The 26,762-nt window shown below is 72.9% G+C and carries 24 protein-coding genes and 1 tRNA gene; 14 read left to right on the forward strand and 11 right to left on the reverse strand.

Annotated features, from left to right (window positions below):
- The first annotated feature begins 103 nt into the window (after positions 1-103).
- The 5 genes from paaI (at position 104) to B5D66_RS23025 (ending at position 5,583) form a co-directional block, all read left to right on the forward strand.
- A complete protein-coding gene (paaI, locus tag B5D66_RS23005) occupies positions 104-490 on the forward strand; it encodes a hydroxyphenylacetyl-CoA thioesterase PaaI (RefSeq protein WP_078763906.1) in 387 nt (128 codons plus the stop codon).
- Positions 487-1,827: a phenylacetate--CoA ligase PaaK gene (paaK, locus tag B5D66_RS23010; protein ID WP_078763907.1), complete on the forward strand. Its 1,341-nt coding sequence runs from the start codon at positions 487-489 to the stop codon at positions 1,825-1,827. The genes paaI and paaK overlap by 4 nt, the downstream gene beginning before the upstream one ends.
- Positions 1,828-1,890: 63 nt before the next feature.
- On the forward strand, positions 1,891-2,502 hold the full coding sequence (locus tag B5D66_RS23015) for a TetR/AcrR family transcriptional regulator (protein WP_078763908.1): 612 nt from the start codon (positions 1,891-1,893) through the stop codon (positions 2,500-2,502).
- A gap of 77 nt (positions 2,503-2,579) precedes the next feature.
- Positions 2,580-4,856 carry a hypothetical protein gene (locus B5D66_RS23020; protein WP_078763909.1) on the forward strand — a complete coding sequence of 759 codons (2,277 nt, stop codon included), beginning with the start codon at positions 2,580-2,582 and terminating at the stop codon, positions 4,854-4,856.
- A gap of 361 nt (positions 4,857-5,217) precedes the next feature.
- Complete coding sequence (locus tag B5D66_RS23025) at positions 5,218-5,583, forward strand: STAS domain-containing protein (protein ID WP_078763910.1); 366 nt, start codon at positions 5,218-5,220, stop codon at positions 5,581-5,583.
- Between the two features lie 54 nt (positions 5,584-5,637).
- Here the strand turns inward: B5D66_RS23025 and B5D66_RS23030 are convergent, their stop codons facing one another.
- Entirely contained in the window at positions 5,638-6,348 is a 711-nt protein-coding gene (locus B5D66_RS23030; protein WP_078763911.1) for a M50 family metallopeptidase, read from the reverse strand.
- Positions 6,349-6,503: 155 nt separating this feature from the next.
- Between B5D66_RS23030 and B5D66_RS23035 the strand changes: the two genes are divergently transcribed.
- The 4 genes from B5D66_RS23035 to selB all read left to right on the forward strand — a co-directional run bounded on the left by B5D66_RS23035 (position 6,504) and on the right by selB (position 10,695).
- Positions 6,504-6,598 (forward strand) — tRNA-Sec (locus B5D66_RS23035).
- Positions 6,599-6,620: 22 nt separating this feature from the next.
- Positions 6,621-7,967: an L-seryl-tRNA(Sec) selenium transferase gene (gene selA / locus B5D66_RS23040; protein ID WP_078763912.1), complete on the forward strand. Its 1,347-nt coding sequence runs from the start codon at positions 6,621-6,623 to the stop codon at positions 7,965-7,967.
- Between the two features lie 132 nt (positions 7,968-8,099).
- Positions 8,100-8,783 carry a YrdB family protein gene (locus B5D66_RS26400; RefSeq protein WP_078763913.1) on the forward strand — a complete coding sequence of 228 codons (684 nt, stop codon included), beginning with the start codon at positions 8,100-8,102 and terminating at the stop codon, positions 8,781-8,783.
- Between the two features lie 22 nt (positions 8,784-8,805).
- A complete protein-coding gene (gene selB, locus B5D66_RS23050; RefSeq protein ID WP_078763914.1) occupies positions 8,806-10,695 on the forward strand; it encodes a selenocysteine-specific translation elongation factor in 1,890 nt (629 codons plus the stop codon).
- Positions 10,696-10,769: 74 nt separating this feature from the next.
- Here the strand turns inward: selB and B5D66_RS23055 are convergent, their stop codons facing one another.
- From B5D66_RS23055 to B5D66_RS23065, 3 genes are read right to left on the reverse strand one after another with little or no spacing between them, the layout of a single operon-like run.
- The gene (locus tag B5D66_RS23055; RefSeq protein WP_078763915.1) at positions 10,770-11,687 is read right to left on the reverse strand and encodes a DUF4097 family beta strand repeat-containing protein; all 918 of its coding nucleotides are present in this window, start codon (positions 11,685-11,687) and stop codon (positions 10,770-10,772) included.
- Entirely contained in the window at positions 11,684-12,406 is a 723-nt protein-coding gene (locus tag B5D66_RS23060) for a response regulator transcription factor (RefSeq protein ID WP_078763916.1), read from the reverse strand. Before B5D66_RS23060 ends, B5D66_RS23055 begins: the two co-directional genes overlap by 4 nt.
- A gap of 2 nt (positions 12,407-12,408) precedes the next feature.
- Positions 12,409-13,773: a sensor histidine kinase gene (locus B5D66_RS23065; protein ID WP_078763917.1), complete on the reverse strand. Its 1,365-nt coding sequence runs from the start codon at positions 13,771-13,773 to the stop codon at positions 12,409-12,411.
- A gap of 228 nt (positions 13,774-14,001) precedes the next feature.
- Here B5D66_RS23065 and B5D66_RS23070 point away from each other — a divergent pair, with 228 nt between their 5' ends.
- The 5 genes from B5D66_RS23070 (at position 14,002) to B5D66_RS25575 (ending at position 17,618) form a co-directional block, all read left to right on the forward strand.
- Positions 14,002-14,412 carry a TOBE domain-containing protein gene (locus tag B5D66_RS23070; protein ID WP_078763918.1) on the forward strand — a complete coding sequence of 137 codons (411 nt, stop codon included), beginning with the start codon at positions 14,002-14,004 and terminating at the stop codon, positions 14,410-14,412.
- A complete protein-coding gene (gene modA / locus B5D66_RS23075; RefSeq protein WP_078763919.1) occupies positions 14,405-15,214 on the forward strand; it encodes a molybdate ABC transporter substrate-binding protein in 810 nt (269 codons plus the stop codon). The genes B5D66_RS23070 and modA overlap by 8 nt, the downstream gene beginning before the upstream one ends.
- Positions 15,211-16,044: an ABC transporter permease gene (locus tag B5D66_RS23080; protein WP_078763920.1), complete on the forward strand. Its 834-nt coding sequence runs from the start codon at positions 15,211-15,213 to the stop codon at positions 16,042-16,044. Before modA ends, B5D66_RS23080 begins: the two co-directional genes overlap by 4 nt.
- Positions 16,041-17,099 (forward strand): ABC transporter ATP-binding protein, encoded by a 1,059-nt coding sequence (locus tag B5D66_RS23085; RefSeq protein WP_235001183.1) that lies wholly within the window; start codon positions 16,041-16,043, stop codon positions 17,097-17,099. The genes B5D66_RS23080 and B5D66_RS23085 overlap by 4 nt, the downstream gene beginning before the upstream one ends.
- A gap of 144 nt (positions 17,100-17,243) precedes the next feature.
- Positions 17,244-17,618 carry a hypothetical protein gene (locus B5D66_RS25575; protein ID WP_159457306.1) on the forward strand — a complete coding sequence of 125 codons (375 nt, stop codon included), beginning with the start codon at positions 17,244-17,246 and terminating at the stop codon, positions 17,616-17,618.
- A gap of 202 nt (positions 17,619-17,820) precedes the next feature.
- Here the strand turns inward: B5D66_RS25575 and B5D66_RS23095 are convergent, their stop codons facing one another.
- The 7 genes from B5D66_RS23095 to B5D66_RS23125 form a co-directional block, all read right to left on the reverse strand.
- Positions 17,821-18,255 (reverse strand): SRPBCC family protein, encoded by a 435-nt coding sequence (locus B5D66_RS23095; protein WP_078763921.1) that lies wholly within the window; start codon positions 18,253-18,255, stop codon positions 17,821-17,823.
- A 96-nt stretch (positions 18,256-18,351) separates the two neighbouring features.
- Entirely contained in the window at positions 18,352-19,278 is a 927-nt protein-coding gene (locus B5D66_RS23100; protein WP_078763922.1) for a histidine phosphatase family protein, read from the reverse strand.
- Positions 19,271-21,337 carry an RNA degradosome polyphosphate kinase gene (locus B5D66_RS23105; protein ID WP_078763923.1) on the reverse strand — a complete coding sequence of 689 codons (2,067 nt, stop codon included), beginning with the start codon at positions 21,335-21,337 and terminating at the stop codon, positions 19,271-19,273. Before B5D66_RS23105 ends, B5D66_RS23100 begins: the two co-directional genes overlap by 8 nt.
- A gap of 188 nt (positions 21,338-21,525) precedes the next feature.
- The gene (locus B5D66_RS23110; RefSeq protein ID WP_078763924.1) at positions 21,526-22,452 is read right to left on the reverse strand and encodes a CPBP family intramembrane glutamic endopeptidase; all 927 of its coding nucleotides are present in this window, start codon (positions 22,450-22,452) and stop codon (positions 21,526-21,528) included.
- A 10-nt stretch (positions 22,453-22,462) separates the two neighbouring features.
- Complete coding sequence (locus B5D66_RS23115; RefSeq protein ID WP_159457308.1) at positions 22,463-23,380, reverse strand: CPBP family intramembrane glutamic endopeptidase; 918 nt, start codon at positions 23,378-23,380, stop codon at positions 22,463-22,465.
- 178 nt (positions 23,381-23,558) lie between these two features.
- Positions 23,559-24,500, reverse strand: a complete 942-nt coding sequence (locus tag B5D66_RS23120; RefSeq protein WP_159457309.1) for a CPBP family intramembrane glutamic endopeptidase — start codon at positions 24,498-24,500, stop codon at positions 23,559-23,561.
- A gap of 556 nt (positions 24,501-25,056) precedes the next feature.
- Positions 25,057-26,733, reverse strand: coding sequence for a pentapeptide repeat-containing protein (locus B5D66_RS23125; protein WP_144390284.1), 1,677 nt, complete (start codon positions 26,731-26,733; stop codon positions 25,057-25,059).
- Between the last annotated feature and the right edge of the window lie 29 nt (positions 26,734-26,762).

A 26,762-nucleotide genomic window follows, 5' to 3' on the forward strand; every position in this document is an offset into this window, starting at 1 on the left:
CGTTAAGTACGCAAGGGACGGCGGACACGGGAGGCGGGTGCGCGTGGCAGTGGACACGAGGACGACGGACCCACGACGAGCGGCCGAGACGGCGGTCGCGGCGATGCTGGCCCGCGACGCCGCCTCCACCGGGCTGGGCATCGACGTCCACGACGTCGCCCCCGGCCGGGCCCGCGCCACGATGCGGGTCGGCGCGGGCATGCTCAACGGGCACGGCACCTGCCACGGCGGATACGTCTTCCTCCTCGCCGACACCGCCTTCGCCGCCGCCTGCAACAGCCACGGGACGACAACGGTCGCGGCCGGCGCCGACATCGTCTTCGCCGCCCCCGTCCACGGTGGCGACCTCCTCGTCGCCACGGCCACCGAACGCACCCGCTACGGCCGCAACGGCGTCTACGACGTCACGGTCGCGCGCGACGACGGCGCCGTCGTCGCCGAGTTCCGGGGCCGCAGCCGAGAACTCCCCCGGAGGGTGGAAGGTCGATGACCGAGCAGGCCACCCCGCGCGCCGTCGTCCCCCCGCTTCCCCGCCCCGCCCCCGCGGCCGGCGGCGCCGACCCGCTGGAGACCGCGCCGCCGGAGGTCCTACGCGAGCACCAGCTCCGGCTTCTGCGTCGAACACTGCGCCGGGCCTACGACGCCCAGCCCTTCTACCGGCGCAAGTGCGAGGCCGCCGGGGTGGTCCCCGAGGACTGCCGTGAGCTCGACGACATCGCCCGCTTCCCCTTCACCACCAAACAGGACCTGCGCGACGCCTATCCTTTCGACGCCTTCGCCGTCCCCATGGACCAGGTGGCGCGCGTCCACGCCTCCAGCGGCACCACCGGGCAGGCCACCGTCGTCGGCTACACCCGGGGCGACCTGGAGACGTGGGCGGAACTCGTCGCGCGCTGCATCCGCGCGGCCGGCGGGCGGCCCGGCGAGAAGGTCCACGTCGCCTACGGTTACGGCCTGTTCACCGGCGGCCTGGGGGCGCACTACGGCGCCGAACGGCTGGGCTGCACCGTCATCCCGATGTCGGGCGGTCAGACCGCCCGCCAGGTGCAACTCATCCAGGACCTGCGCCCCGAGACGATCATGGTCACCCCCTCCTACCTGCTGACGATCGCCGACGAGTTCCGCCGGCAGGGGATCGACCCCCGCACGACGTCGTTGCGCACCGCGATCCTCGGCGCGGAGCCGTGGACCGAGGACATGCGCGCCGAGATCGAGGAGACGTTCGCCCTGGACGCGGTGGACATCTACGGGCTCTCAGAGGTCCTGGGCCCCGGGGTGGCCGGCGAGTGCGTGGAGACCAAGGACGGTCCCCACGTGTGGGAGGACCACTTCCTGCCCGAGATCGTCGACCCGCTGGGCGACACCCCGCTCCCCGACGGGCAGACCGGCGAACTCGTGTTCACCTCCCTCACCAAGGAGGCGCTGCCGATCGTCCGCTACCGGACCCGCGACCTCTCGCGCCTGCTCCCGGGCACGGCCCGGCCGTCGATGCGGCGCATGGGCCGGGTGGCCGGGCGCAGCGACGACATGCTGATCGTGCGCGGGGTCAACCTCTTCCCCAGCCAGATCGAGGAACTGGTGCTGCGCGTGCCCGCGCTCGCCCCGCACTTCCAGCTCGTGCTGACCCGGCCGGACCGGATGGACGAGCTGACCGTGCGGGTGGAGCACCGCCCGGACGCGGGCGACGCGGACGCGGCCGGCCCCGCGCTGCGGCACGCGATCAAGGAGCACCTGGGGGTGACCGCGGACGTCGAGGTCGTCGCCCCGCAGACGCTGGAACGCTCGGTGGGCAAGCTCCGCCGCGTCGTGGACCACCGCCACCGTTGACCCGCCCCGGTGCCCGGCTCGGCCGGCCACGCCAGGGCACCGTGTTTGAGAACATGGGGAGCTGTGTCCGTCTCTCCCGCCTCAGGTCCCCTCCGCCGACGCTCCGGCCGCCCCGGCCACGACGCCGAATCCGTGCTGCGCGTGGCCGTCCGGGTGTTCAACGAACGCGGCTACGACGGCACCAGCATGGAGGACCTCGCCCGCGCGCTGGGCGTGACGAAGTCGGCGATCTACCACCACGTCGCCGGCAAGGAGGAGCTGCTGCGCCAGTCGCTGGACCGGGCGCTGGACGCCCTGTTCGCGGTGACCCGCGAACCCGGCGCGACCGACGGCCCGGCGATCAGCCGGCTGGACCACGTCCTGCGCGGCAGCGTCCGGGTCCTCGTCGAGGAGCTGCCCCACGTCACCCTCCTGTTGCGGGTGCGGGGCAACACCGGGGTGGAGCGGCGGGCGCTGGAGCGGCGGCGCGAGTTCGACCACTTCGTCGGCGCCCTGATGCGCCAGGGGGTCGCCGAGGGCGACATCCGCCCCGACATCGACCCGGCCCTGGCGGGCCGGCTGCTGTTCGGCATGGTGAACTCGATCGTCGAGTGGTACCGGCCGGAACGCGGCCTGGACGCGACCGCGCTCGCCGAGGCGCTCGCGTCGGTCGCCTTCGACGGATTGCGCGTCTAGGGCTCATCCCCCGGTCACCTCGTCCCGGCGGTTAGTGTGGGACGGGGACTGCCGGGAACGCGGAGGGGGTTCGCTCGGTGACGCATCGGAAGAGGTGGTCTCGGCTCTCGGTCGTCCTGGCGGCGCTGCTGACCGCGCTGTCGTCGATCGCCGCCCCCGCCCTGGCCAGAGACCCCGTGGCCGACCCCCCGGTCGGCCCGGTCGTGCTCGTCGGCGTGCCCGGGCTGATGTGGGAGGAGATCGACGCCGACACCATGCCGCACCTGTGGCGGCTCGCCCAGGACAGCGCCATCGGCAACATGTCGATCCGCACGGCGACCTCGCGCACGTGCCCCGTGGACGGCTGGCTGAGCGTCTCGGCCGGTCAACGCGCCTCCAGCGAACGCCAGACCTACTCCATCTGCGAGCTGCCCCGCGTCCCCGAACGCGAGGGCGAGGGCGCGTTCATCCCCGACTACACCGAGCACATCGCCTACAACGCCGACTCCAAGTTCGCCGCGCGGGTCGGCCTCCTCGGCGACACCGTGCACGCGGCCGGCGGGACCACGATGGCCGTGGGTCCCGGAGCCGCCCTGGCCGTCGCGGACAGCGAGGGACGGGTCGACCGCTATTTCAACGGTGTCGGATCCCTGCGGGCCCAGGACTGGGAGGGCCCCGCCCTCGTCGTCATCGAGCTCGACGACCTGGCCGACCTCTACCTCGACCTGCCGGTCAACCCCGACGCCGAGGTCGACGCCGAGGACGCCGCCGCCAGCGACGCCGAGGAACCCGAACCCGACCCCGTCCAAGACGCCGACCGGCTGGAACGGCTCGCCTCGGTCGACGAGCAGCTGGGGACGGTCCTGGCGGACCTGCCCCCCGGTTCCACCCTCGCCGTGGCGGGCGTGTCCGTCGAGGCGGGGGCCTCCAACCTGAACGCGGCGCTGTTGCACGGGATCGGCCCGAACGGGGAGGACTACGACCGCGGTTACCTGACGTCGGAGTCCACCCGCCGCGCGGGCCTGGTGACCCTCACCGACCTGACCACCACGCTGTTGCACGCGCTGGGGTTGGAGGCGCCGTCGCGGATGGTCGGACGCGCCTGGGACGAGACCGCCAGCCCGGGGGACTTCGAGGCGGCGGTGGAGTCGCTGGTGGAGTTCAACACCGCCGCCAAGGTCGTCGAGTCGTTGATGGCGGGCTTCTTCAGCGGCCTGGTGGCGCTCCAGCTGCTCATCTACGCTGCGGCGGCCCTGTCCCTCAAGCGCTACGGTGGCCGCGACCGCAAGAAACGCGCCCTGGCGCTGTCGGTGACGCGGGTGGTCGCGCTGGGCGGCGCGGCGTTCCCGGTGTCGAGCTACCTCGCCAACCTGATCCCCTGGTGGTCGGCGGCGGTCCCCGAACTGGCGTTGCCGGCCTGTGTGCTGCTGGCCGACGTGTTGGTCGTGTCGGTGGCGATGGCCGGGCCGTGGCGGCGCGACATCCTCGCGCCGACCACGATCGTGGCGGCGATCACCACGGTGGTGCTCTTCGTCGACATGTGCACCGGCGCGAACCTCCAGATGAACTCGCCGACCGGCTACACCCCGATCGTGGCCGGACGCTTCTACGGCCTGGGCAACATCGCCTTCGCGACCTTCGCCACGGGCATGCTGATGACCGTCGCCGGGATCGCGCACATCCTGCTGGCCCGCGGACACCGCACGTGGGCGGTGGCGGTGGCGATCACGGTGGGCCTCGCGACGCTGTTCGTCATCGGCTGGCCGGGGCTGGGAACCGACTTCGGCGGTGTGATCGCGCTGGTCCCCGGCCTGGCGGTGACCGTCCTGATGATCGCGGGCCGCCGGGTCACGGCGCTGCGGCTGCTCACCGTCAGCAGCATGGCGGTCGTGGTGATCGCCGCGCTGTCCTACCTGGACTACCTGCGCCCGGCCAACCAGCGCAGCCACTTCGGCCTGTTCGCGGCGCAGGTGGTCGAGGGCGAGGCGTGGACGGTGGTGTCGCGCAAGCTCGGCGCCATGCTGGGGACGCTGGGCAACTGGCAGATGACCCTGTTGTCGGCGTGCGCGCTGCTGTTCCTGTTCGCGGTGTTGAACAAGCCGACGGACTGGCGGATGGGGGCGCTCCAGCGTGTCTACGAGTACGCCCCGACGCTGCGGGCCGGGCTGACCGGTTCCCTGGTGACCGCGTTGGCCGGGTTCGCGGTCAACGACTCGGGGATCGCGATCCCGGCGCTGGCGTTGACCGTCGCGGTCCCCCTCACCCTGGCCGCGTGCACGTGGGTCCTGCGACGCGAGTGTCCACCCGCCTCGGCCCCCGATGAGGAGGTCCGATCGGGGTTAGAAGCGGAGTCGTCGAATTCACGGATCCATTGATCCCCATTGTGGTAATGTCCGGGGACGGATGCTTGTTTCGAGTGTCCTAGGAATCAACGGGCGAACGCTTGTAACACACAAGCCGTCTACTGGGCCTTCCCGCCGGAGTCAGACCGGACCTGGCCGCCCGAGCCACAGTCGAGAGCCACATCGGCCGACGACGATGACTTCACACGTGTCCGACACATCCTCGATGTCGGCATGAGGGGTACCAGGAAACATGAGAAAGCATCCCCGCCCTAACGGCGCGCCCGTGGACACGTTGTCCCGCGGCCCCGCCGGACGCCCCCGCAGGGGCCGTGTTCGGACCGCCTCGCCATCTGGCCGGGCAACGGCATTGGCGTACCACCCCGGAGCGAGCATGCCCGCGCTGAAGATCACCAGCCGTACCCATGACGACGGGACCGTTCTCGTCCTGGAGGGAGAGGTCGACATCGCCACCGAGGACGAGTTCCGCACCGCGGTGCTGGACGCGGTCTCGGAACGCCCCCACGGGCGTGTCGTCCTCGACTGTGACCTGTTGAGGTTCATCGACTCCAGCGGACTGCGCGTACTCATCCAGTGCCACAAGGCGGCGAAGGAGCGGCACAGCCGCCTGTTCGTCGCCTCGGCCTCCGAGCGTGTCGCGCAGATCCTGCACGTCACCGCCCTGGACACGCGCATCCCCGTGGTCCCCACGGTGGACAGCGCGCTGGCCGAGCCCCTGGACGCCCCCGGACAGGGCTGAGATCGCGCCGAGGGCGCCGCGGGAGCTCCCGTGGCGCCCTCCCCGCCCCCACGGTCACAGCAGGAGCAGCCACCCGCCGAACGCCAGCACCGCGACGTTGACCAGCCCGAACACCATCACCCACGCGGTCCCCGGCAGTCCGGTCAGCCGGGCGAGCTGGTCGGCGTCGGAGTGGGGCGAGGGTTGCCTGCGGCGCTGGGCCTGGAGCTCGAACACCGGACGCACCCCCGCGAACAGGAGGAACCAGGTGAAGAGATAGGCGAACGCGCCCTGCACCTCCTCGGGTGTGAACCACGAGATCAGGAAGACCAGCGCCCCGGTGGCCACCACCGAGATCACGCCGTAGACGTTGCGGATGAGCAGCAGCATCGCGGCGAGCAGCAGGATGCTGATCCACAGCAGCGCGGTGATGCGGTCGGCGAGCAGGAGGAGCAGCCCGCCCAGTCCGACCAGCGAGGGGGTCACGTACCCCGCGGCGACGGTGAGCACCATCCCGATCCCCTCGGGGCGCCCGCGCGAGACCGTCACCCCCGACGTGTCGGAGTGCAGGCGGATCCCGGTGAGCTGGCGTCCGCTGAGCAGGGCCACCAGAGCGTGGCCGCCCTCGTGGGCGATCGTCACCACGTTGCGGGCGATCCGCCAGGGTCCCCGGACCAGTACCGCGGCCAGCGCGACCGCGGCCGAGGCGATCACCACCCACTGCGGGGGCGGGCTCTGGGTGAGGAAGACGTCCTGCCAGACCTCTGCGAGCGTCGTTGCTTCCATGGCCCCCGCTATCCGAGTCGGTTCCGCACGCGCTAACGAACTGTAGGACATACCACCGCGACCCGAAATTCGGTTGAGAAGAATATGGCCCGTCGGCTCGCCGTAAAGGCGTCCGGTACAGCAGAATGACAGAGGACGAACGCCCCTCCCCTCGGGGAGGCGTACCCGGTCTGGTGACCGGCGCGGTCTTCAAAACCGTTGAGCGACAGCACCTGCCGCTGGCGGGTTCGATTCCCGTCCGCCTCCGCCATCCCTTCCCGGGAGCAACCGTCGTGACCGACCTTCGCAGACGTGTCCCGCGCACCGACGCCGTGCTCGCCGATCCCCGCCTCGCCGAGGCCGAACGGATCCTGGGGCGTTCCACGGTGAAGTCCGCGGTCGCCGCCGCGCAGCGGCGTGCCCGGGCCGGCGAGATCCCGCCCGAGGAGGTCGTCGCGGCGGCCGTCGCGGCCCTGCCGGCCACCGCGGCGTCCCTGCGCCCCGTCATCAACGCCACCGGTGTCCTCGTCCACACCAACCTGGGCCGCGCACCGCTCTCCCGCGCGGCGCGGGAGGCCGTCGCCGCCGCCGCGGGCGCCTGCGACGTCGAGTTCGACCTGGCCAGCGGCGAACGCGCCCGGCGCGGCCGGGGCGCCCTGGCCGCCCTGGCCGAGGCCGTGCCCGAGGCCGCCGCGGTGCACGTGGTCAACAACAACGCCGCCGCGCTGCTGCTGTGCGCGCTCGCGCTCGCCGGCGACGGCGGTGAGATCGTCGTGAGCCGCGGCGAGATGGTCGAGATCGGTGACGGCTTCCGGCTGCCCGACCTCCTGACCGGCGCGGGCGCCGTGCTGCGCGAGGTCGGCACGACCAACCGCACGACCGTGGACGACTACGCGGCGGCCGTCACAACGCGGACCGCGTTCGTCCTGCGGGTCCACCCGTCGAACTTCCGGATCACCGGGTTCACGTCGGCCCCGGAGACCGCCGAGCTGGCCGGGCTGGGCGTCCCGCTCGTGGTCGACGTCGGCTCGGGCCAGCTGACCCCCGACCCGCTACTGCCCCGGGAGCCCGATGTCACCTCGGCGCTGCGCTCCGGTGCCGCGCTGGTGACCGCGAGCGGGGACAAACTCCTCGGCGGCCCCCAGTGCGGCCTGCTGTTCGGAGCCGCCGACCTGGTCGAACGGCTACGGCGGCACCCCACCGCGCGTGCCCTGCGCGTGGACAAGCTGACGCTGGCCGCGCTCGAAGCAACGCTGCGCGGCCCCGCGCCCCCCGTACGCGCCCGGCTGGAAACGCCCGTCGCCGAGTTGTCCGCGCGCGCCGCCGCGCTCGCCACCCGGTTCCGGCGCGCGGGACTGGACGCCCGCGCCGAACGCTCTCAGGCGGCCGTGGGCGGCGGCGGGGCCCCCGGAGTGGAGCTGCCCAGCGCGGCCGTGAGCCTGCCGGCCGCCTTCGCCGCCCCCTTGCGCGCGTCCCGCCCGGTCCCCGTCGTGGGACGGGTCCGGCGCTCCCGTTGCCTACTCGATCTGCGCACGGTGGCGCCGGCCGAAGAGGAGGACCTGGCCGCCGCGGTGCTGGCGGCGGGCCGCCACCTCGCCCCTGTCTCTGTCTCCCCCGTCGCCGTGGACGGTAGCGCCTGATGTCCGCTGTCCACGGTCCTCGTCCCTTCCGCCCCCGACCCGACCCCACGGACCCGCGATGACCCTCATCACCGCGCCCCCCGGCGCCTCCCGGTCCCTCCTCCCTTCGACCACGCTGGGAGCGTGGGCCGCGTGAGCCGCAACTTCGTCCACGGTTCGCGCCTGCCCGACCAGCGACTGCCCTGGTGCTCCCGGCACGGCGGCCTCCCCCACCGCGCCGCCGCCCGCACCCCCCACCCCCTCGCGACGGCCCCGCACGCCGGTCACCGTCGCCTTCCCCGCGGCCACGACCACGCCCCCCGTTGCCGGCTGTCCCGCGGCCACCTCCCCCACCCGGCCGGCCCGCGAAGGCTCACCCGGGCCGGGAGCGGCCTGGACCTGTGCGGGCGTACCACCCCCACCGCGGCCGTCACCGCGCCGGCCGACCAGCCCCAACGGCTCCGGCCGTCCCGGGTGGTGGCGCGCGCGCTCAACTCCACGTTGCGTTTCACCCTGGAGCTGTGCGCCATGGTCGCCCTCGCCTTCTGGGGGTTCGAGGCCGGCGACGGCATCCCCGGCAAGGTCGGGCTGGCCATGGCCACCCCCTTGATGGCCGCCGTCGCCTGGGCCATGTTCGTCGCTCCGGGCGCCGAGATGTTCCTGCCGCTGCCGGGACGGCTCCTCATCGAACTCCTCGTGTTCGGCGGTGCCACCGCCGGCCTGGCCGCCATCGGCGAACCCGTTCTGGCCGGTGTGTTCGGCGCGCTCGCGGTGGGTAACAGCGTCCTCGTGCACGTCTGGCGCCAGGACGTGCGGACACGCCCCGTCCCCCTCTGAGGGGGCGACCCGAGGGGGGCCGATGCACGTCGTCGCGACCGCGGGCCACGTCGACCACGGCAAGTCCACGCTGGTCCGCGCCCTGACCGGAATGGAACCGGACCGCTGGCGGGCCGAACGCGAACGGGGTCTGACCATCGACCTCGGGTTCGCCTGGACCCGGCTGCCGTCGGGACGCCGGGTCGCGTTCGTGGACGTGCCCGGGCACGAGCGGTTCGTCCCGAACACGCTCGCGGGCCTGGGGCCGGTCCCCGCCGTCCTGTTCGTGGTCGCCGCGGACGGCGGGTGGATGCCGCAGTCCGCCGAGCACCTGGCCGCGCTCGACGCGCTGGGGGTGGGGCACGGACTGCTCGTGGTGACCCGGGCCGACCTCGCCGACCCCACTCCCGCGCGCCGCGTGGCGCTGGAGCGGATCGCGGCGACGACGCTGGGCGAGATCCCCTCCGTCGTGGTCAGCGGGGTCACCGGCGAGGGGATGGCCGAGCTGCGCGCCGGCGTGGACGCGCTGGTGGGGCGGCTTCCCCCCGCCGATCCGGACGCGGACGTGCGACTGTGGGTGGACCGGTCGTTCACCGTCGGCGGCTCGGGGACCGTGGTCACCGGCACGCTGGGCGCCGGGACGGTGCGCGCGGGTGACACGCTGCTGCTCTCCTCCACCGGCGAGCAGGTCCGGGTCCGCGCGGTGGAGTCGCTGGGCGAGGCCGTCGCCGAGCAAAGGGCGGTGGCCCGGGTCGCGTTGAACCTGCGCGGCGTCGAACGGTCCCGCGTGCGGCGGGGCGACGCCCTGCTCTCCCCGGGGGTCTGGCGGTTGACCGACGCTATCGACGTGGAGCTGCGCGGCTCTGCGGAGGCGCCCCCGCCCCGGCAGGCGATGCTGCACGTGGGGTCGGCGGCGGTCCCGGTGGAGACGCGCCCCCTGGGCGCGGCGTGGGCACGGCTGCGGTTGGCCCGGCCGCTGCCACTGCGCTTCGGCGACACCGCTCTCCTGCGCGACCCGGGCGCGCACCGGATCGTGGCCGGGGTCCGGGTGCTGGACGTCGACCCGCCGCCGTTGCGCCACCGTGGCGCCCCGGCCCGGCGCGCCGCCGAGCTGGCGGCGATCGTGGCGGGCGGCGCGCGCGAGGCCGCGCGCTCCCGGCTGCTCCGGTCGGGGTTCGTCCCGGTCGGCGAGCCCCGGGTGCTGGGGTTGCCCGCGCTGGGCGAGGTGCGCGCCGGCTTCCACGTCGCCCCCGAGGCGTGGGCGCGGCTGCGGTCGCGTCTGGGGTCCGTGGTCGCGGCCTGGCGGGGGCACCGCCCCCTGGAGCCGGGGCCGCCCGTCGAACAGGTGCGGCGCGAGCTGGGGCTGCCCGCCCCGCGTCTGGTGACGCTCCTGGCCCGGGAGTGCGGGCTGGAGGTGCGCGAGGGCCGGGTGCTGTCCCCCGACGCCGTGGGGGACCTGCCGCCCCGGGTGCGCGGGAGCCTGGAACGGCTCGCCCGCGACCTGCGCCGCGCCCCCTTCGCGGCGCCCGACACGCCCCGGTTGGCCGAGCTCGGGTTGGGTCCCCGCGAGATCGCGGCGTCGGTGCGGGCCGGACGGTTGATGCGCGTCGCCGAGGGGGTCGTCCTGCTGCCCGGGGCCGTCGAGCAGGCGCACGCCGAACTGTCCCGCCTCCCGCAGCCGTTCACCGTGAGCGCCGCCCGCCGCGCCCTGGCGACGTCGCGCCGGGTCGCCGTCCCCCTGCTGGAACTGCTGGACCGGCGCGGTCTCACCCGTCGGCTCGACGCCGACCTGCGCGAGGTGGTCGGCGAACCGGGGCGAGTGGGGACGGCCTTCCCCCGGCCGGAAGAGGCGTCCGCCCGGCCGGGGCCGCGACGCGGCCCGGCCCGGTGCGCGCCGCCCCCACCGGGACGGGACCGCGGACCGGCCGCCTAGGCCGGCCCCGAAAGGCAACGGCGCGTTCGTCCCCGTCCCCGTCCGGCGCGCCGGACGGGGACGGGGAACAGGCGTCAGTCGGTCTCGACGGTGACCGACCCGGTGCTCGTGGAGGCGTCGATCACCTGCTCCGCGTTGCGGTCCACGCGCACGTGGATGTCGCGGTCACCGGTCCCGGAGTCGCCGATGACGTCGTACTCGCCCGCGGGCACCTGGACCATGACGTCACCGGTCGTGGTCTGAACCGAGATCCGCTCGAAGGGCGACGCCGTGCCGACGTGGACCTCCCCGGTCGTGGCCGCGACGGTGAGGGTGGTGAAGCCGCCGGGCGCGTCGATGTTGCCGGTCGTGGCGCGCACCTCGGCGGTGGTGGCGGTGAAATCCTCCAGGTCGATGTCACCGGTCGTGCTCGTGGCGCGGACCACCTCGCCACGGCCCTCGGCGCTGATCTCGCCAGTGGTGGTCCGCAGATCCAGGTCGCCCTCGACACCGGACAGCTCGACCTCGCCGGTTCCGGCGGTGACGGTGATGTTGGCGGCGACCCCCTCGACCTCGACGTCGCCGGTCTCGCTCTCCACCACCACCTCGACGCCCTCGGGCACCTCGACGGAGTAGTCGACGGCGCAGCCCCCGAACATCTGCCACCCGTCGCAGTTCGCGGTGGCCCGCACCTCGTCGCCCTCCATGCCGACCCGCTCCGCGACCTCGGTGACGGGCGACTCGCGGGCCTCCCGCCCGACGACGACCTGGTCGCCGCTGGTTCCGGTGATCTCCACGTCGCCGTTGGTCCGGTTCTGGATGACCACCCGCGCGGCCCCGTCGAAGGAGTCGACGCGCTCGGCGTGGTTGGTGGAGAAGGAGGACAGGACGCTGGCCGCGGCGACGATCAGCGCCACGACGCCGACGACCGCGCCGATGAACAGCCAGCCGCTCCTGCGCCCGCGTGGTTCCTTGCTGGAGGAGGCGTACAGCCCCCGACCGGTGAACGTCATGGTCTCCCCTGCCTCGGGTCCGTCGGGAACGCGCCCCCGGGGCCGGCGGGCGCGGAATCTGGGTCGTGCGGGGCGCCCCCGCGCAGGTATTGCAGGACCGCCAGTACGCGGCGGTGCTCGTGGTCGTCGTGGCCCAGGTCGAGTTTGGTGAAGATGGCCCTGATGTGTTTCTCGACGGCGCGCTCCGAGACGAAGAGCCGGGCCGCGACGCCGGCGTTGTTGAGTCCCTCGGCCATCGCGGCCAGCACCTCGCCCTCGCGCGGGCTGAGCCGGTCGAGGGCGCTGTCCCGGTTACGGCTGAGCAGCTGTGCCACCACCTCCGGGTCGATGGCCGCGCCTCCCGAGGCGACGCGGCGCAGGGTCACGACGAACTCCTCGATGTCGGCGACCCTGTCCTTGAGCAGGTAGCCGATCCGGCCGGAGCCGCCGCCCAGTAGTTCGGCGGCGTAGCGTTCGACCACGTGCTGGGAGAGCATCACCACCGCCACCCCGGGATGCTCGCGGCGGATGCGGACCGCGGCGTGCATGCCCTCCTCGGAGTAGGTGGGGGGCATCCGGATGTCGACGATGCACAGGTCCACGTCGGGGTGCCGCTCGACGGCGGCGAGCAGTTCCTCGGCGTCCCCCACGGCGGTGACGACCTCGATCCCCTCGTCCTCCAGGAGCTTGACCATGCCGCTGCGCAGCAGCACGGAGTCCTCCGCGACGATGACGCGCACGTCTATGCCTCCCAGGGGATGTCGGCGGTGAGGACGGTCCCTCCGCCCTCGGGGCTGTCGACGCTCAGCGCGCCGTCGACCGCGTCGACCCGGTCCCACAGGCCGTACAGCCCGGTCCCGCGGTCGGGGTCGGCGCCGCCCCGCCCGTCGTCGGTGACGGTGAGCCGCAGCAGGTCGCCGGCGCGCCGGCGCACGCGCTCGGCGCGGACCGTGATTGTGGACGCGTCCGCGTGCTTGGCGACGTTGGTGAGCGCCTCGCAGGCGACGTAGTAGGCGACCCCCTCGGCGCGCGCCGAGGGGCGGGTGGGCAGATCGACCTCGACCCGCACCGGGATCGGGCAGCGCCCGGCGGCCACGGGCAGGGCGGCCTCCAGCCCGTGGTCGGTGAGGACCCTGGGGTGCAGGCCGCGCGCGACCTCGCGCAGTTCGGCCATGACGGCCTTGGTCTCCTGGCGCGCCTCTTCGACCAGGGCCCGCGCCTGGTCGGGGTCGCGGTCGAACTTGGCCCGCGCCCGGGTCAGCGTCATGGTGACGGCGAGCAGCCGTTGCTGGGCGCCGTCGTGGAGGTCGCGTTCGATGCGGCGGCGTTCGGCTTCGGCGGCGTCGACCATCCGCAGCCGGCTGTCGCGCAGCTGGAGCAGGCGGCGGCGCACCCGCGCCTCGGGGGCGTCGAAGAGCGGACTGCGGACGACCAGGTTCTCCAGGTCCACCAGCGCCGGGGCGACCCGCACGCCGACGAACGCGGCCGCCGGGCCGACGACGAGGACGGCGAGCGGGCCGGTGATCAGGGGGTCGCCGAGGGCCGTCGCCAGGGAGTCGTACACCACCGCGTAGCCGACGCCCATGAGGGCGCCCAGCGTCGCGCCGGTCCCGTAGGCGGCCAGGCCGAGCGCGAGCGCCCCCGCGGCCAGCCCGTAGGCGCCGATGACGGTGCTGTGCAGGACGCACGACCACGCCTCGCGGCCGTAGAGGAGGACCAGCCATCGCCAGGGGGCGACCGGCGTGGGCGAGAGGGGCTCGGTGACGACGGGAAGCGGCGTGTCGCCCAGGCGGACCCGCTGGATCCAGCGGTTGATCCGGGCCAGCAGAGTGGCGGCGGGGGCCAGGACCCCGCCCCACAACATGAGGATGTTGGCCAGGATCCCCCAGCGCCACTCTCCGCCGGGCGGGGCGAACAGCTCGCGGGAGAACATGTCGGCGCCGACCAGGAGCAGCAGCGCGGGAAACAGGTAGAGCAGGGACAGCGCCAGCGAGGTGAGCAGGTGCAGCACCGCGACGAGCCGCTCGCGGGGGGACCGGTGCGCCGTGATCCCGTCGAACACCGGTTTCAGCCACGTCATGGCCGTCACCGGTCGCGTGGTCGCCATGCGCCCCGTCCTCCCTCCGATCCTCCTCCACGTTAGGTCTTCGGTGGAAGGACGGCGATGACACGACCACGTGGAGGCGGAGTAGTGCTGGCACGACCCCGAGGTGACATGGCGTGACGTGCGGCGTTCGCTGGGAGCCGGTGCCCGTCCGCGTCACGGGGACGCCCTGGGCACACGCGAGGGCTTTTCCCCCTTTCCATAGGCATCTGCGAGGGATACGTTTGCCTCGTGCCGAATTTCCGTATCAGCGAGGTCGCCGAACTCGTCGGCGTGAGCGGTGACACGGTCCGCCGCTGGGTGGACTCCGGGCGCCTGTCCGCCGTGCGCGACGAACACGGGCACCGGCTCGTCGACGGCGCCGCCCTGGCCGCCTTCATGCGTGAGGGCGCGGACGAGGATCCGGCCCGGCGCTCCTCCTCCGCGCGCAACCGCTTCCGCGGTCTGGTGACGGACGTGCGCCGGGACGGGGTCATGGCGCACGTGGAGATCCAGGCCGGCCCTCACCGGGTGGTGTCGCTCATGAGCCGTGAGGCGGCCGACGAGTTGGGGTTGGAGGTGGGGGCCCCGGCCACCGCGATCGTCAAGTCGACCGCCGTCATCGTGGAAACCGGCTCGTCCTCGGGAGCGCGCCATGCCTGACCGCTCCGGCTCCCCCGCCCCTGGCCGCCGCGCGGCGCTCGCCGCCGCCCTCCTGCTGTCCGTGGTGGCGGCCTGCGCCCCGGTCGAGGAGGGCGCGGACGGCGCCACCTCAACGGACGCCTCCGCCGAGCGCACGCTGACGGTGTTCGCGGCGGCGTCGTTGACCGGCTCCTTCGAGGAACTGGCCGAACGGTTCGAGGACGGCCACGCCGGCACCCGCGTCGAGTTCAACTTCGCCGGCAGCTCCGACCTGGCCGCGCAGATCGCCGCGGGGGCGCCCGCCGACGTGTTCGCCTCCGCGAACACGTCCACCATGCGGCGCGCCGTCGAGACCGGCGCCATCGCGGGAGAACCGGAGGTCTTCGCCCGTAACGTCATGGAGATCGCCGTCCCCGCGGGCAACCCCGCCCGGATCGAGGACCTGGACGACCTGGCGCGCGCGGACGTGAAGGTCGCCCTCTGCGCGGAGGAGGTGCCCTGCGGCACCGCGGCGCGCACCGCCCTGGAGGAGGCCGGGGTGCAGGTCGACCCGGTCACCCTGGAACAGGACGTCAAGGCGGCGTTGACCAAGGTCCGCCTGAACGAGGTGGACGCGGCACTGGTGTACCGGACCGACGTGCGGGAGGCCGGCGACGCGGTCGAGGGGATCTCCTTCCCCGAAGCGCGGTCCGCCGTCAACGACTACCCGATCGCGGTCGTGGCCGAGTCCGCCCAGGCCGACCTCGCCGAGGCGTGGGTGGGGCTGGTGACCTCCGACGAAGGGCGCGCGGTCCTCCTCGACGCGGGGTTCCAGGCACCGTGACCGGGACGGGCCCGACGTCCGGACCGCCGCGCCGGGGGCGGCCGGCGGCCCGACGGCGCTTCCCCTGGCTCCTGGCGGTACCGGCGGCGCTGGGGTTCGCGTTCCTGATCCTGCCGTTCCTGGGGCTGCTGGCGCGCACCCCGTGGTCCACGCTCGGCACGCGCCTGCTGATGCCCGAGGTCCGCGACGCCCTGCTGCTGTCGTTGGGGACGGCGACCGTGACGACGGCGATCGCGCTGGTGCTGGGGGTGCCCTTGGCCTGGCTGCTGGCGCGGACCGAGTTTCCCGGGCGGGGGATCGTGCGCGCCTTGGTGACGGTCCCCCTGGTCATTCCTCCGGTGGTGGGCGGTGTGGCGCTGCTGCTCGCCCTCGGCCGCAACGGCGTCGTCGGCCGTCCCCTCTACGAGTGGACGGGCTACTCCCTGCCCTTCACCACGGCGGCGGTCGTGGTGGCGCAGCTGTTCGTCGCCATGCCGTTCCTGGTCATCAGCGTCGAGGGGGCGTTGCGCGGCGCGGATCGGCGCTACGAGGAGGCGGCGGCGACATTGGGCGCGTCGCGCGCGACGATCTTTCGGCGGGTGACCCTGCCGATGGTCGGGCCGGGCGTGCTGGCGGGCGCCGTGCTGTGCTGGTCGCGGGCGCTCGGCGAGTTCGGGGCGACGATCATGTTCGCCGGCAACTTCCCGGGCCGCACCCAGACCATGCCCCTCGCGGTCTACCTGGCGATGCAGCAGAGCCCCGAGGGCGCGGTCGTGCTCAGCCTGGTCCTGCTGGTGGTGTCGCTGGCGATCCTGATCGGGTTGCGCGACCGCTGGGTGGGCACGCCGTGAGGCCCGACGCCGCCCTGTCGGCCCGCCTGGTCGTGGAGCGCGCGGGTTTCCGCCTGGACGCCGGGCTGGAGGCGGACCCGGGGGAGGTGGTGGCCCTGCTGGGCCCCAACGGCGCGGGCAAGTCCACGGCGCTGCGGGCCCTGGCCGGGCTGGTCCCCCTGTCGTCGGGGCACGTCACCGTGGAGGGGACGGACCTGACCACCACCCCGACCGAGCACCGGCCGATCGGCATGGTCTTCCAGGACTACCTGCTGTTCGGCCACATGAGCGCGTTGGACAACGTCGCGTTCGGGCCGCGCTGTCAGGGGGTGGGCCGGGCCCGCGCACGCGCGTTGGCGGCCGACCTGCTCGACCGGTTCGGGCTGTCCGACCAGGCCCGGCTCCGGCCGCGCGAGCTGTCGGGCGGTCAGGCGCAACGGGTGGCGTTGGCCCGCGCGCTGGCGGCACGGCCGCGGCTCCTGCTCTTGGACGAGCCGCTGGCCGCGTTGGACGCGCACACCCGTGTAGCGGTCCGCTCCCGCCTGCGCGGGGACCTGGCGGACTTCGACGGCGCGACCGTTCTCGTCACGCACGATCCGCTGGACGCGATGGTGCTGGCCGACCGGGTGACGGTCATCGAGAACGGCGCGGTCGTGCAGCAGGGCCGGCCCGCCGACATCGCCCGGCGTCCGCGTACCGCTTATGTGGCCCGGCTGGTCGGGCTGAACCTGTATCGGGGTGTCGCCTCGGGAACGCGGGTGGAGGTGCGGGTGGCCGACGGAGGGCCGGTCGAGGTGACGATCGCCGAAAGGCGGTACGGCGACGTGTTCGTCGCCTTTGCTCCGCGCGCGGTGGCCCTGTATCGGGAGCGTCCTGGCGGTTCGCCGCGTAACGCCTGGCCGGCGCGGATCGACGGCGTCGAGCGTTTCGGCGACCAGGTCCGGGTGCACCTCGACGGCGATCTCCCCTTGAGCGCCGACGTCACCCCGGCGGCCCTGGCCGAACTGGGTCTGGGGGTCGGTGACCGGATCTGGGCGGGGGTCAAGGCGATGGAGATCGCGGCATATCAAGCCTGAATCGCCCACCAGTCCACTTTTCACCGTAAAAGACCGGCCATAGAACCGCGTGTCGATGCGCTTCTGATCACGGGAGGGCTGGGGTACGCTTCCCGCGAGTGATCACTCTACGCAACAATTCAGTTACATAGCGAGAGGAACAGCATGTCCCTGCAGCGCATCGTCGCGTCCGCTCTGCTCACCGCCGTCGCCGGCGCCTCCTTCGGCCTCCTGGGCGGCGCGCCCGCTTTCGCCGCGGAGGGCGCCCACACCTCCGACGGTTACTGCGCGAAGGCCGAGGAAGAGCGGAAGAAGGGCTACTGCGAGGAGAAGGACAAGGAGGAGGACAAGGACAAGGGCCACCACGGTCACGGCAAGGAAGAGGACAAGGGCAAGGACAAGGGCCACCACGGCTACGACAAGGACAAGGCCGAACACGACAAGGACAAGGGCAAGGGCAAGGAAGACGACAAGAAGGGCAAGGACAAGGGCCACCACGGTTACGGCCACGACCACGACCACGAGCACAGCCACTCCTGAGACACCCTGCCCCGGGGTACCGGCGGAAACTCCCCGGTGACGTCCGCGACGCCGCCGCACGCGGCCATCGATCCCTGAAAGACGGCTCGCACCGACGTCACGCCCATGAGCCCGGCCCCCAGCGCGCAACGGCCCCGGTGCCGAGGTCGATGACCTCGGCACCGGGGCCGCCGCCGTCTGCGGTCCGCCGGACCGCAGACGGCTAGTCGCCCTCGACGAGGCGCTTGAGACGCGGAAGGGTCCGTTCGATCCCGCGCGCGTTGCGCGCCGGAGCGCCGATCAGCTGGTAGACGAAGGCGCCGGCGTAGGAGTAGTCGAAGGTCTCGGTCACCAGCGTGCCGCCCTCCTCCAGCGGCTCCAGCCGCCAACGCCAACGGTGCGGTCCCGCGTGCCGCCAGGCGATGAGCCGCCCCTCCTCGAACTCCACCACGCGGTTGGTCATGCGGTAGGGGAGCCCGAGCCGCATCTCCATCCCGAACGTGTCGTCGAGGGCGAGCCGTTGCGGGCCGTGCACCACGCCCTGCACACTGCCCGAACCGTCGAAACGGGGGTGCTGTCGGGGGTCGGCGAGGAGGTCGAAGATCTTCTCCGCCGGGGCATCGACCACGATGCTCCGCGAAACCTGGTGTCTGGCCATGTCTGCACGTTCTCCGGTCGGTGCGTCCGGGACCGCGGGCCGGGCCCGGCTCGTCGCCACTCTATCGACGGCGATCCCGAGCGCCCCCACGCCCCGTCACTCCCGGGGACCGTACCGTTCGAGTCCGGCGAGCCCTCCTCCCGCCGCCGGAAGGTGCACCACCCAGAACGCCCCCTTCGCGAGTTCGGGATCGGCGGGCGGGGTGGTACCGGCCGTCGCCTCGGCCACCAGGTCGGGAACCAGCTCGCCGTGCGTGCAGACCAGCACGGGGGTGCGCCGCGCGAGGAGCGCCGCGAAGGCGGCGCGGGCCGCGGCGCGGTCGAACGGGTCGCGGGCATCGCCCGTCCCCACCGTGAACGCCGGCTCGCCCCGGACCGTCGCGGCGGTACGGGCCTGGTAGGGCCGGACCGTCTCGACGCAGCGCGACGCGGTCGAGGTGACGACGGGCGGCGCGCCGAAGGTCTCCAGCACCTCGGCCAGCCTCCGCGCGTCGTCCCGGCCGGTGTCGTCCAGGGGACGCCTGAGGTCGTCGCCGTCCCAGGCGCGCTTGTCGCCGGCCGAGGCGTGTCGGAGCAGGATGACGGGGACGGTCGCGCTGGGCCGGGCCGCGAGGTCGGCGAGGACCTCCCGCTCCGCCGCCGTCACCCGGTCGCGGGCCGCGGTCAACGGCGTCCAGACGGCCTCGCCGCCGCGCCCGACGACGGTGGGGCGGGCGGGCGGCGCCGCAGCCGACCACCACCTGACCGGAGCGGACCGCCCCAGCGAGACGGCGGGGGACAGCCTCGGCCCCAGGACCGGCCGGACCCCGGCCTGCTCGGCGAGCACCCGCGCCACGGCGGTGAGCGGGTGCTCGTGCCGGCCGGACGCGCCGCGCGGCAGCGCCCATCCGCCGCGACCGGGACGGCGCACGAGCGCCACCTCGCGTTCGGCCGCGCCCGGACGCCACAGAACCGCGCCGACCTCGCGCGCGGGCGACGGGCGCGAAGCCGTCCCCGCCACGGCGGACCCGCGCGGATCACCCATCGACGACCCGGAGATGGCGGTCGCGGCGCAACGTGTTCTGAAGGTCCAGCAGGGGCACCCCCGAGGCGCCGAGGGTGTGCCGGGTCCAGCTTCCGTCGGGGTTCATGTGCCACGTCGAGGTGGTGTCGGCCATCGCGAGATCCATCATCCCGACCAGCCGTGTCCGCTGCCCGGAGTCGATGACCCGGACCAGGGCCTCGACCCGGCGGTCGAGGTTGCGCGGCATCAGGTCGGCACTGCCGATCCACACCTCCGGGTCCCCGCCGTTCTCGAAGAGGAAGACACGGGAGTGCTCCAGGAAGCGGCCGAGGACACTGCGGACCCGCACGGTCTCGGACAGGCCGGGCACGCCCGGACGCAGCACGCAGCTTCCCCTCACCCACAGGTCGATGGGGACGCCCACGCGCGACGCCTCGTACAGCACGTCGATGAGCTCCTCGTCGACCAGGGAGTTGACCTTGATGCGGATGCGCGCGGGCTCGCCCTTGATCTGGTTGGCCATCTCGTGCCGGATCCGCCGGGTCAGGCTCTCACGCAGCGCGTCGGGGGCGACGAGCAGCCGCCGGTAGTGCTTCTTGCGGGAGAAGCCCGTGAGGTGGTTGAACAGGTCGCTCAGGTCCTCGCCGAGCTTGGGGTCGGCGCTGAACAGGCCGAAGTCCTCGTAGGTGCGAGCGGTACGCGGGTTGTAGTTTCCGGTCCCCACATGACAGTAGCGGCGTAGCACGCCGTCGTTGTCCTGGCGGACGACCAGGGCGAGCTTGCAGTGGGTCTTCAGCCCCACCACCCCGTAGACGACGTGACAGCCGGCGTCCTCCAGCTTGCGCGCCCACTCGATGTTGTTGCGCTCGTCGAAGCGCGCCCGGATCTCGACGAGCGCGACGACCTCTTTCCCCGCCCGAGCCGCCTCGATCAGCGCCTCGACGATCGGGGAGTCCCCGCTCGTGCGGTACAGCGTCTGCTTGATGGCGAGGACGTCGGGATCGGCGGCGGCCAGCGCGAGGAAGCGTTCGGTGGTCGTCGCGAACGACTCGTAGGGGTGGTGGACGAGGAGGTCGCGTTCGCGGATCGCGGCGAAGAAGTCCTCCTGGGCCAGTGCCCGCGGCTCGGCCGGGACCATCGGCGGGTAGGACAGCTCGGGCCGGTCGAGGTCGGCGATCTGGTGGAGGCCGGCCAGGTTCAACGGCCCCGGCACGCAGTAGACCTCCTCCTCTTCGGCGCCCAGCTCCTCGCGCAGGATCTCCAGCACCGAATCGGAGATCGTCTCCTCGACCTCCAGCCGGACCAGGGGGCCGAACCTGCGGCGCAGCAGCTCGTTCTCCAACGACTGCACCAGGTCGTCGGTCTCGTCCTCGTCGACCTCCAGGTCGGCGTTGCGGGTGACCCGGAAGGCGTGGTGCTCCAGCACCTCCATGCCCTCGAACAGTTGGGGCAGGTGCGCGGCGATCACGTCCTCGACGGGGACGAACCGCTCGGAGCAGGCTTCGAGGAACCGGGGGAGCACCGAGGGGACCTTGATCCGGGCGAAGGCGCGGCGGCCCGTGTGCGGGTCGCGGACGGTCACCGCGAGGTTGAGCGACCGCCCGGAGATGTAGGGGAACGGGTGGGCCGGATCGACGGTGAAGGGGGTGAGGACCGGATAGATCGAGTCCCGGAAGAAACGGTGCATGCGGCGCCGCTCGTGCTCCTCCAGCTCCTCCCAGCGCACGATGGCGATCCCCGACTTGGCCAGGGCCGGGGCCACGGAGCCGCGGAAGCAGTCGGCCTGGCGCACCACCAGCTCGTGGGTGACCTCGGCGATGCGCTCCAGGAGGGCCTGGGGAGGGTGGCCGCTGGGCGAGACGACCGCGACACCGGTGGCCATGCGCCGTTTCAGCCCGGCGACGCGCACCATGAAGAACTCGTCGAGGTTACTGGAGAAGATCGCGAGGAAGCGGACACGTTCGAGCAACGGGATGTCGGTGTCCTCGGCGAGTTCGAGGACACGCTGGTTGAAGCGGAGCCAGCCCTCCTCCCGATCCAGGAAGCGATCAGCGGGGAGGTTCTCTCCGCCCCGGGCCATGGGAACCGGTTCCACACTCACAGCTCGCAGACTCCCCCATCACCATGAACGACGCCGGAAGGGACGGTTTCCGCCCCGTTACGGACCCGAGTGGTCCATACCCGTTCCCCAGGAGTTTTGAGCAATCCGGAACGCCCTATCGACCGACGGCAAGGCGCCACGCCGGGCGACCCCTCACCTGAAGGTCGCTACACCGACCCCGTCCAGCCGAGGAACGGGAGCAGTGCGACGGCGTTGACACCGGTGTGCAGCAGGAAGTTCAACCACAGGTTGTGGTAGCGCGACCACAGGTAGCCGTACATCAGCCCGGCGGCGCCCTGCACCGAGACCACCATCGCGACGAGGACCAGCGGGTTGGTGTCGACGCCGAGCCCGATGGCGCTGGAGACCGCGTAGATCAACGACGTGAGCACGATCCCCGGCCAGCGCCCGTACAGCAGCGCCAGCCGGGACTGCAGCATCACCCGGTAGAACGCCTCTTCCAGCAGCGACACCGTCGCGAAGGTGAGCAGCACCGACAGCAACGGCTGGTAGTCGTCGGGGAGCCGGTCGTAGGTCGGCACGGGCGCGGTCCAGGGCGGGAAGACCGCGAAGTAGAGGTAGGCGGCGACCGCGAACAGCCCACCCCAGCGCCACCCCTGCGGCACCCACAGCGCGAGCCGGGGCAGGTCCGGCCCCGTCGCCCTGCGCAGCACCCCCGATGACCCGACCAGCATCACCGGAACGAACAGCAGGAAGAAGACCTTGGCCGTGTGATAGGAGAGGTCGACGAGGGAGGGGCTGATCAGCCCGAACACGATCTGGAGCACCCGCTCGCCCACGGCGAAACCGAGGATGCAGGCGAACAGCACCATCACCTCGCGCCCCAGCGAGTGCCCTTTGAGCGCGGTGCGCAGCCGTTCCTCGAAGTCGTCGGCGGGAGTCCGCCAGGGGAAGAGCCGCACGCACACCATCCCGGCGACGACCGGAATCCACAGGGACCACAGCTCCCCCCGGGCGTACTCCTCGCCCGGGCGGATCCGGGTGTTACCCGTGGCGTAGAGCAGGACGGCCGAGGCGACGTAGACCGCGGCGCCCGCGACGAGCACCCGGCGTTGGGCGGCGATCGAGAGCATCCGCGCCCCCTCACTCCAGGATCGACACGGCGGGACCCGTGATCAGGGTGATCACACCGGCCCGTAGGAGGATGTTGAGCCAGATGTTGCGGTAGCGCGACCACAGGTAGCCGTACATCAGCGAGGACACCCCGAAGGTGGCCAGCGACAGCAGGAGGTTGCTCGCGCCGAGGGTCCAGGGGTCCCCGCGCGCGACGTCCTCGTAACCGCCCATCAGCGCGTAGACCAGTCCGAACACGGCCGCGGCGAGGACGATCCCACCGTGCCGTCCGAACAGGCATTCCAGCCGGCTCTGCAACATGCCCCGGTAGAAGATCTCCTCCGGGAGGGCGACCGCGAACAGGATGCCGAACAGGGTGATCAGCCACTCCAGGGAGAACGGGAGGAAACCGTCCCACTGGCCGGCCAGGATGAGGGCGAGGACACCGGCCACGGCGACGGCGCCGCTCCAGCGCCACGGCTCGTCGATCCGCATCGCGATGCCCGCCATGGTGTCGCCCTGCTCGGACCTGATCATGCCGGCGCGGTCCACCAGCAGCACCGGTAAGAGGAGCAGGAAGATGAAGCGCACCGCGGGGGCGGCCAGCCAGGGAAAGCCCTCGCTCACCAGACCGAACACGTAGGACATGATGGCCAGCCCCAGGAGGAAGCCCGCCAGGCACAGGCCGAGGAGCGCGGTCTCCCGGACGATGGGATGGGGCTTGAGGGTGTCCTGGACACGCCGGTCCAGCGCCTGGTGACGCCGCGATGGGGTGAGCATGCGCAGCAGGAGAATGCCCGCGCCCATCGGAATCCAGGTCACCCAGAACGGGGATGGCCCCTCCTCGATGAGGGATCCCTCGACCGCGGTGATCTCCATGGTGGCCGTCGCGACCAAGGCGACGGCGAACAGGGCGATTCCCGCCCACAACACCGCCCGTCGCGCCATGTCCACCGGCATCCTCCCAGTTCAGGGTCCCAGTTTGCCCCGATCGGAACATTCAGTAGGAGAATGAATGTGGAATGTCGCGATTTCTTTTCCGGTCCATCGGAAATGGGCGGCACTGGGCATGGGCCCTCTGCCCTGGACGGCCGTCCACAACCACGGCGGGACGCCCCGCCGCAGGTCAGGCGGCCCCCAGCAGGAACGGGACCAGGCCGAGCGCGTTCGTACCGCCGTGCAGCAGGATCAGCAGCCACAGGTTGCGGTAACGGCTCCACAGGTAGCCGAAAAGCAGGCCCGCCGTCCCCTGGACGGTCACCACGACGGCGAGGTCGAGGCCCAGGTGGCCGATGGCGCCATGGCTGACGACGTGCATCGACGCGAACACCAGCGCGGACAGCACGATCCCGGCCCACCGCCCGAACAGGACCTCCAGCCGGCTCTGCAACCACAGCCGGTAGAAGAACTCCTCCAGCACGCTCGCGGTGAGGAAGGTGACCGTCATGACCACGACCGTGACCGCGTAGGGCGGCAGCTGTTCGGCGGTGGGCGGAGCGGGCGCCCACGGGGAGAAGACGGTCGCCCACAGGTAGACCACCACCGCGACCAGACCGCCCCAGCGCCACCCCCGTCCCGGACGCGCGCCCAGGGCTGTCGGCCCGGGGGCGAGACGACGGTCGGGCCGCCACAGGCGCATCAGGACGAGCGGCACGACCAGCAGGAACACGACCTTGGTCAACGGATAGACCAGTGACGCCTCCTCGTCGCCGAGCACCAGGCCGGCCGACGCCTGCGCCGCCACGAACAGCGCCGAACAGGCCAGCAGGCCGAGCGTCTCGCGGCCGACCGGACGGCCGTGCAGACCGAGGCGGAGGGCGGGATCGAGGTCGGGGACCCGCGGCGGCACCGACCGGACCAGCAGCAGTCCGACGGCGACCGGTCCGAGCAGGGTCCACAGTGGTTGCGCGCCGTACTCATCGGCGGAACGTTCCGCCTCGGTGTGTCCGGTCAGCACGAGGGCGAGCAGCGCGGCGGCGAAGACCGCGACGCCACCGGCCGGCCATATCCGGCCGGCACGGGCGGGACCGGTGCGCGCGTGCCGCGCCGCCTCCGGGGAATCGGCCATGGGAGCCCCTTCGTCGCCGTGGGCGGAACCCCCATCATCGAACGGGGCGGTCCGGGGCTCCTCCTCCCAGAGAAGGAAACCGGTGTCGTCGGTTCGGCGCACCATTCGCCTCCCCGCCGCGGTCGCCGGCCCGAAGGCGAGGACGTCCCGGTCCGCAGCGGCCACGGTGGCGGACACCGCGTCCGAAACGTCGTCGAGGGCGCGAAGGTCCGCGCGGCCTCTCCCCGCACGGGCCGGCCGGCCCGGCCGGCGTCTCCGGCTCTTCGCCAGGGGCACGGCGCGATTCACCGCGGAGTCAGGCCGGCCGGCGGCGACCACGACCGGCAGCCCGGCGGGCACCAAGGAGAGGCCCGCACCAACCCGCCGACCACCACCGCCGTAGGCAGCAGCCAGGGCGATCGCGTGGACCGGAACAGCAGGAGTAAGCGGCGCGACAGCGCCGGCCCGGCCGCGGTCCCACCCGGCGGGACGGAGGGGACGCACGTCGAGGTTCGCTGCCGGTGGACGTCGACGGGCAGGTCGGCGAGTGGCGGGACCGCGCCGGCCCGTGGCGCGGCTACGTGGTGGTGTCCCACCCCGCCGTGTCGGTCCGCCACCCGTCCGGCAGGGCGACCCCGCCGGGCCCGCCCCGCGTCAACGCCTCCCCCAGTCCCCTGGGACAGGGCCCCTTGGCGGCACGGACGCCGTCGGTGAAGGCCACCTGGGCGCCCGTGAACGCGGCCCCGGCGAAGGAGACCCCCTCGCTCGTGAAGTCGGCGTCGGTGAAGGACACCCGGTCCCCTCCGAACCCGGCGCGTTCGAACGACACCCCCTCCCCCGCGAACCTGACGCCGCCGAATGACACCCAGTCGCCCGTGAACACGGCGCCCTCGAAGGCGGCCCGTCCGCCATCGAACGCGGCGCTGCCGAAGGACACCCAGGTACCGACGAACTCGGTGCCGGTGAAGGAGACCACGGCCCCGCGAAACCCGGTCCCGTTGAAGGACACCTGGTCACCCGCGAACACGGCACCGTCGAAGGACGTCCGGTCGCCGGCGAACACGGCGCCGTCGAACGACATCCGGTTCCCCGTGAACCTGAGGTCGTCGAAGGACACCAGCGCCCCGGAGAACGCGGCCCCGTTGAAGGAGACCCGGTTCCCGGCGAAACCGGCGCTGGTGAAGGTCACCTCGTCGCCGACGAACTCGGCCCCGGCGAAGGAGACCCGGTCGCCCGCGAACTCGGCGCCGTCGAAGGAGACCCGGCCGGCGAAGACGGCGCGGACGAAGGAGACCTGTCCTCCGGTGAAGCGGGCGCCGTGGAAGCCGCCGCCGTCGAAGCGCACGCCGGTGAAGTCATAGTTCCTGCCGCGCCAGCGGGTGTCGGCGCGCAGGTGGTCGCCGATGACGCGGACGATGGTGTAACGGACCTCGCGCAGGGCGGCGAACTCCAGTCCGGCCGCGCGGTGTTCGCGGACCTGGTCGGGGTCGGCGTCGGCGGGGAGGGGACCGGGGGCCGGGGCGTAGGGCATGCGCAGGTAGGCGCAGAGCACGTCGACGACCATCTGCACCAGTTCGTCGCGGCCCTGGGGGGCGTCGTCGGCGAGGTGGGCCAGGGCGTGCACGCCGGCGAGCTTGACGGCGGGCTCGGGGTCGCCCAACTGGGCGGAGGCGGTGGTGAAGCGCTCGGTGAACAACCGGGTGTCCTCGCGCACCACCGCGAGCTCGGCGCGGGCGTCCTCGGCCTCGGTGGTGCGCTGACGCCGGTAGTTGATGACCAGCAGCGCCACCCCGCCCAGCCCGGCCACGATCGCGAAGGCTCGGGTGGCGATGGAGTCCAGCGCCTTGGGCGTCAGACTGGCCGGCGGATCCCACGCCGGGGTCCCCAGCACCCACCAGGCCCCCACCACCAACGCGGCCACCACCCCCACGGCGACCGCCCACGCCCCCAGGATCAGCCGGCCCAGCCACACCGGTCCGTCGCGTTCGCCGCGCAGCCGCGCCAGCCCGGCCGAGGCCGCTATCAGGCAGACGATCACCCCCACGGCGCGGAGCACCTGGGCGGTGGGAGGGGCCAACGACTCCCACGCCGCGACCGCGACCGGCCAGGCCAGGACGGCCGCGCCCGTGATCGGCACGCCCACCGCCGACACCGACAGGAGGAAGGTCCGGCGCCCCGCGCGCGGGAACACGGTTGTGAGGCGAGCACGTGGACGTTCGTGTTCGGGGGATCCGGGGGTCTGCTCCGCGCTCATGAACGCACCGTAGCCAGGATCGCCCCTCG

Origin of the sequence: Marinactinospora thermotolerans DSM 45154, assembly GCF_900167435.1 — a bacterium.
In the GTDB taxonomy this organism is placed as follows: Bacteria; Actinomycetota; Actinomycetes; order Streptosporangiales; family Streptosporangiaceae; genus Marinactinospora; species Marinactinospora thermotolerans.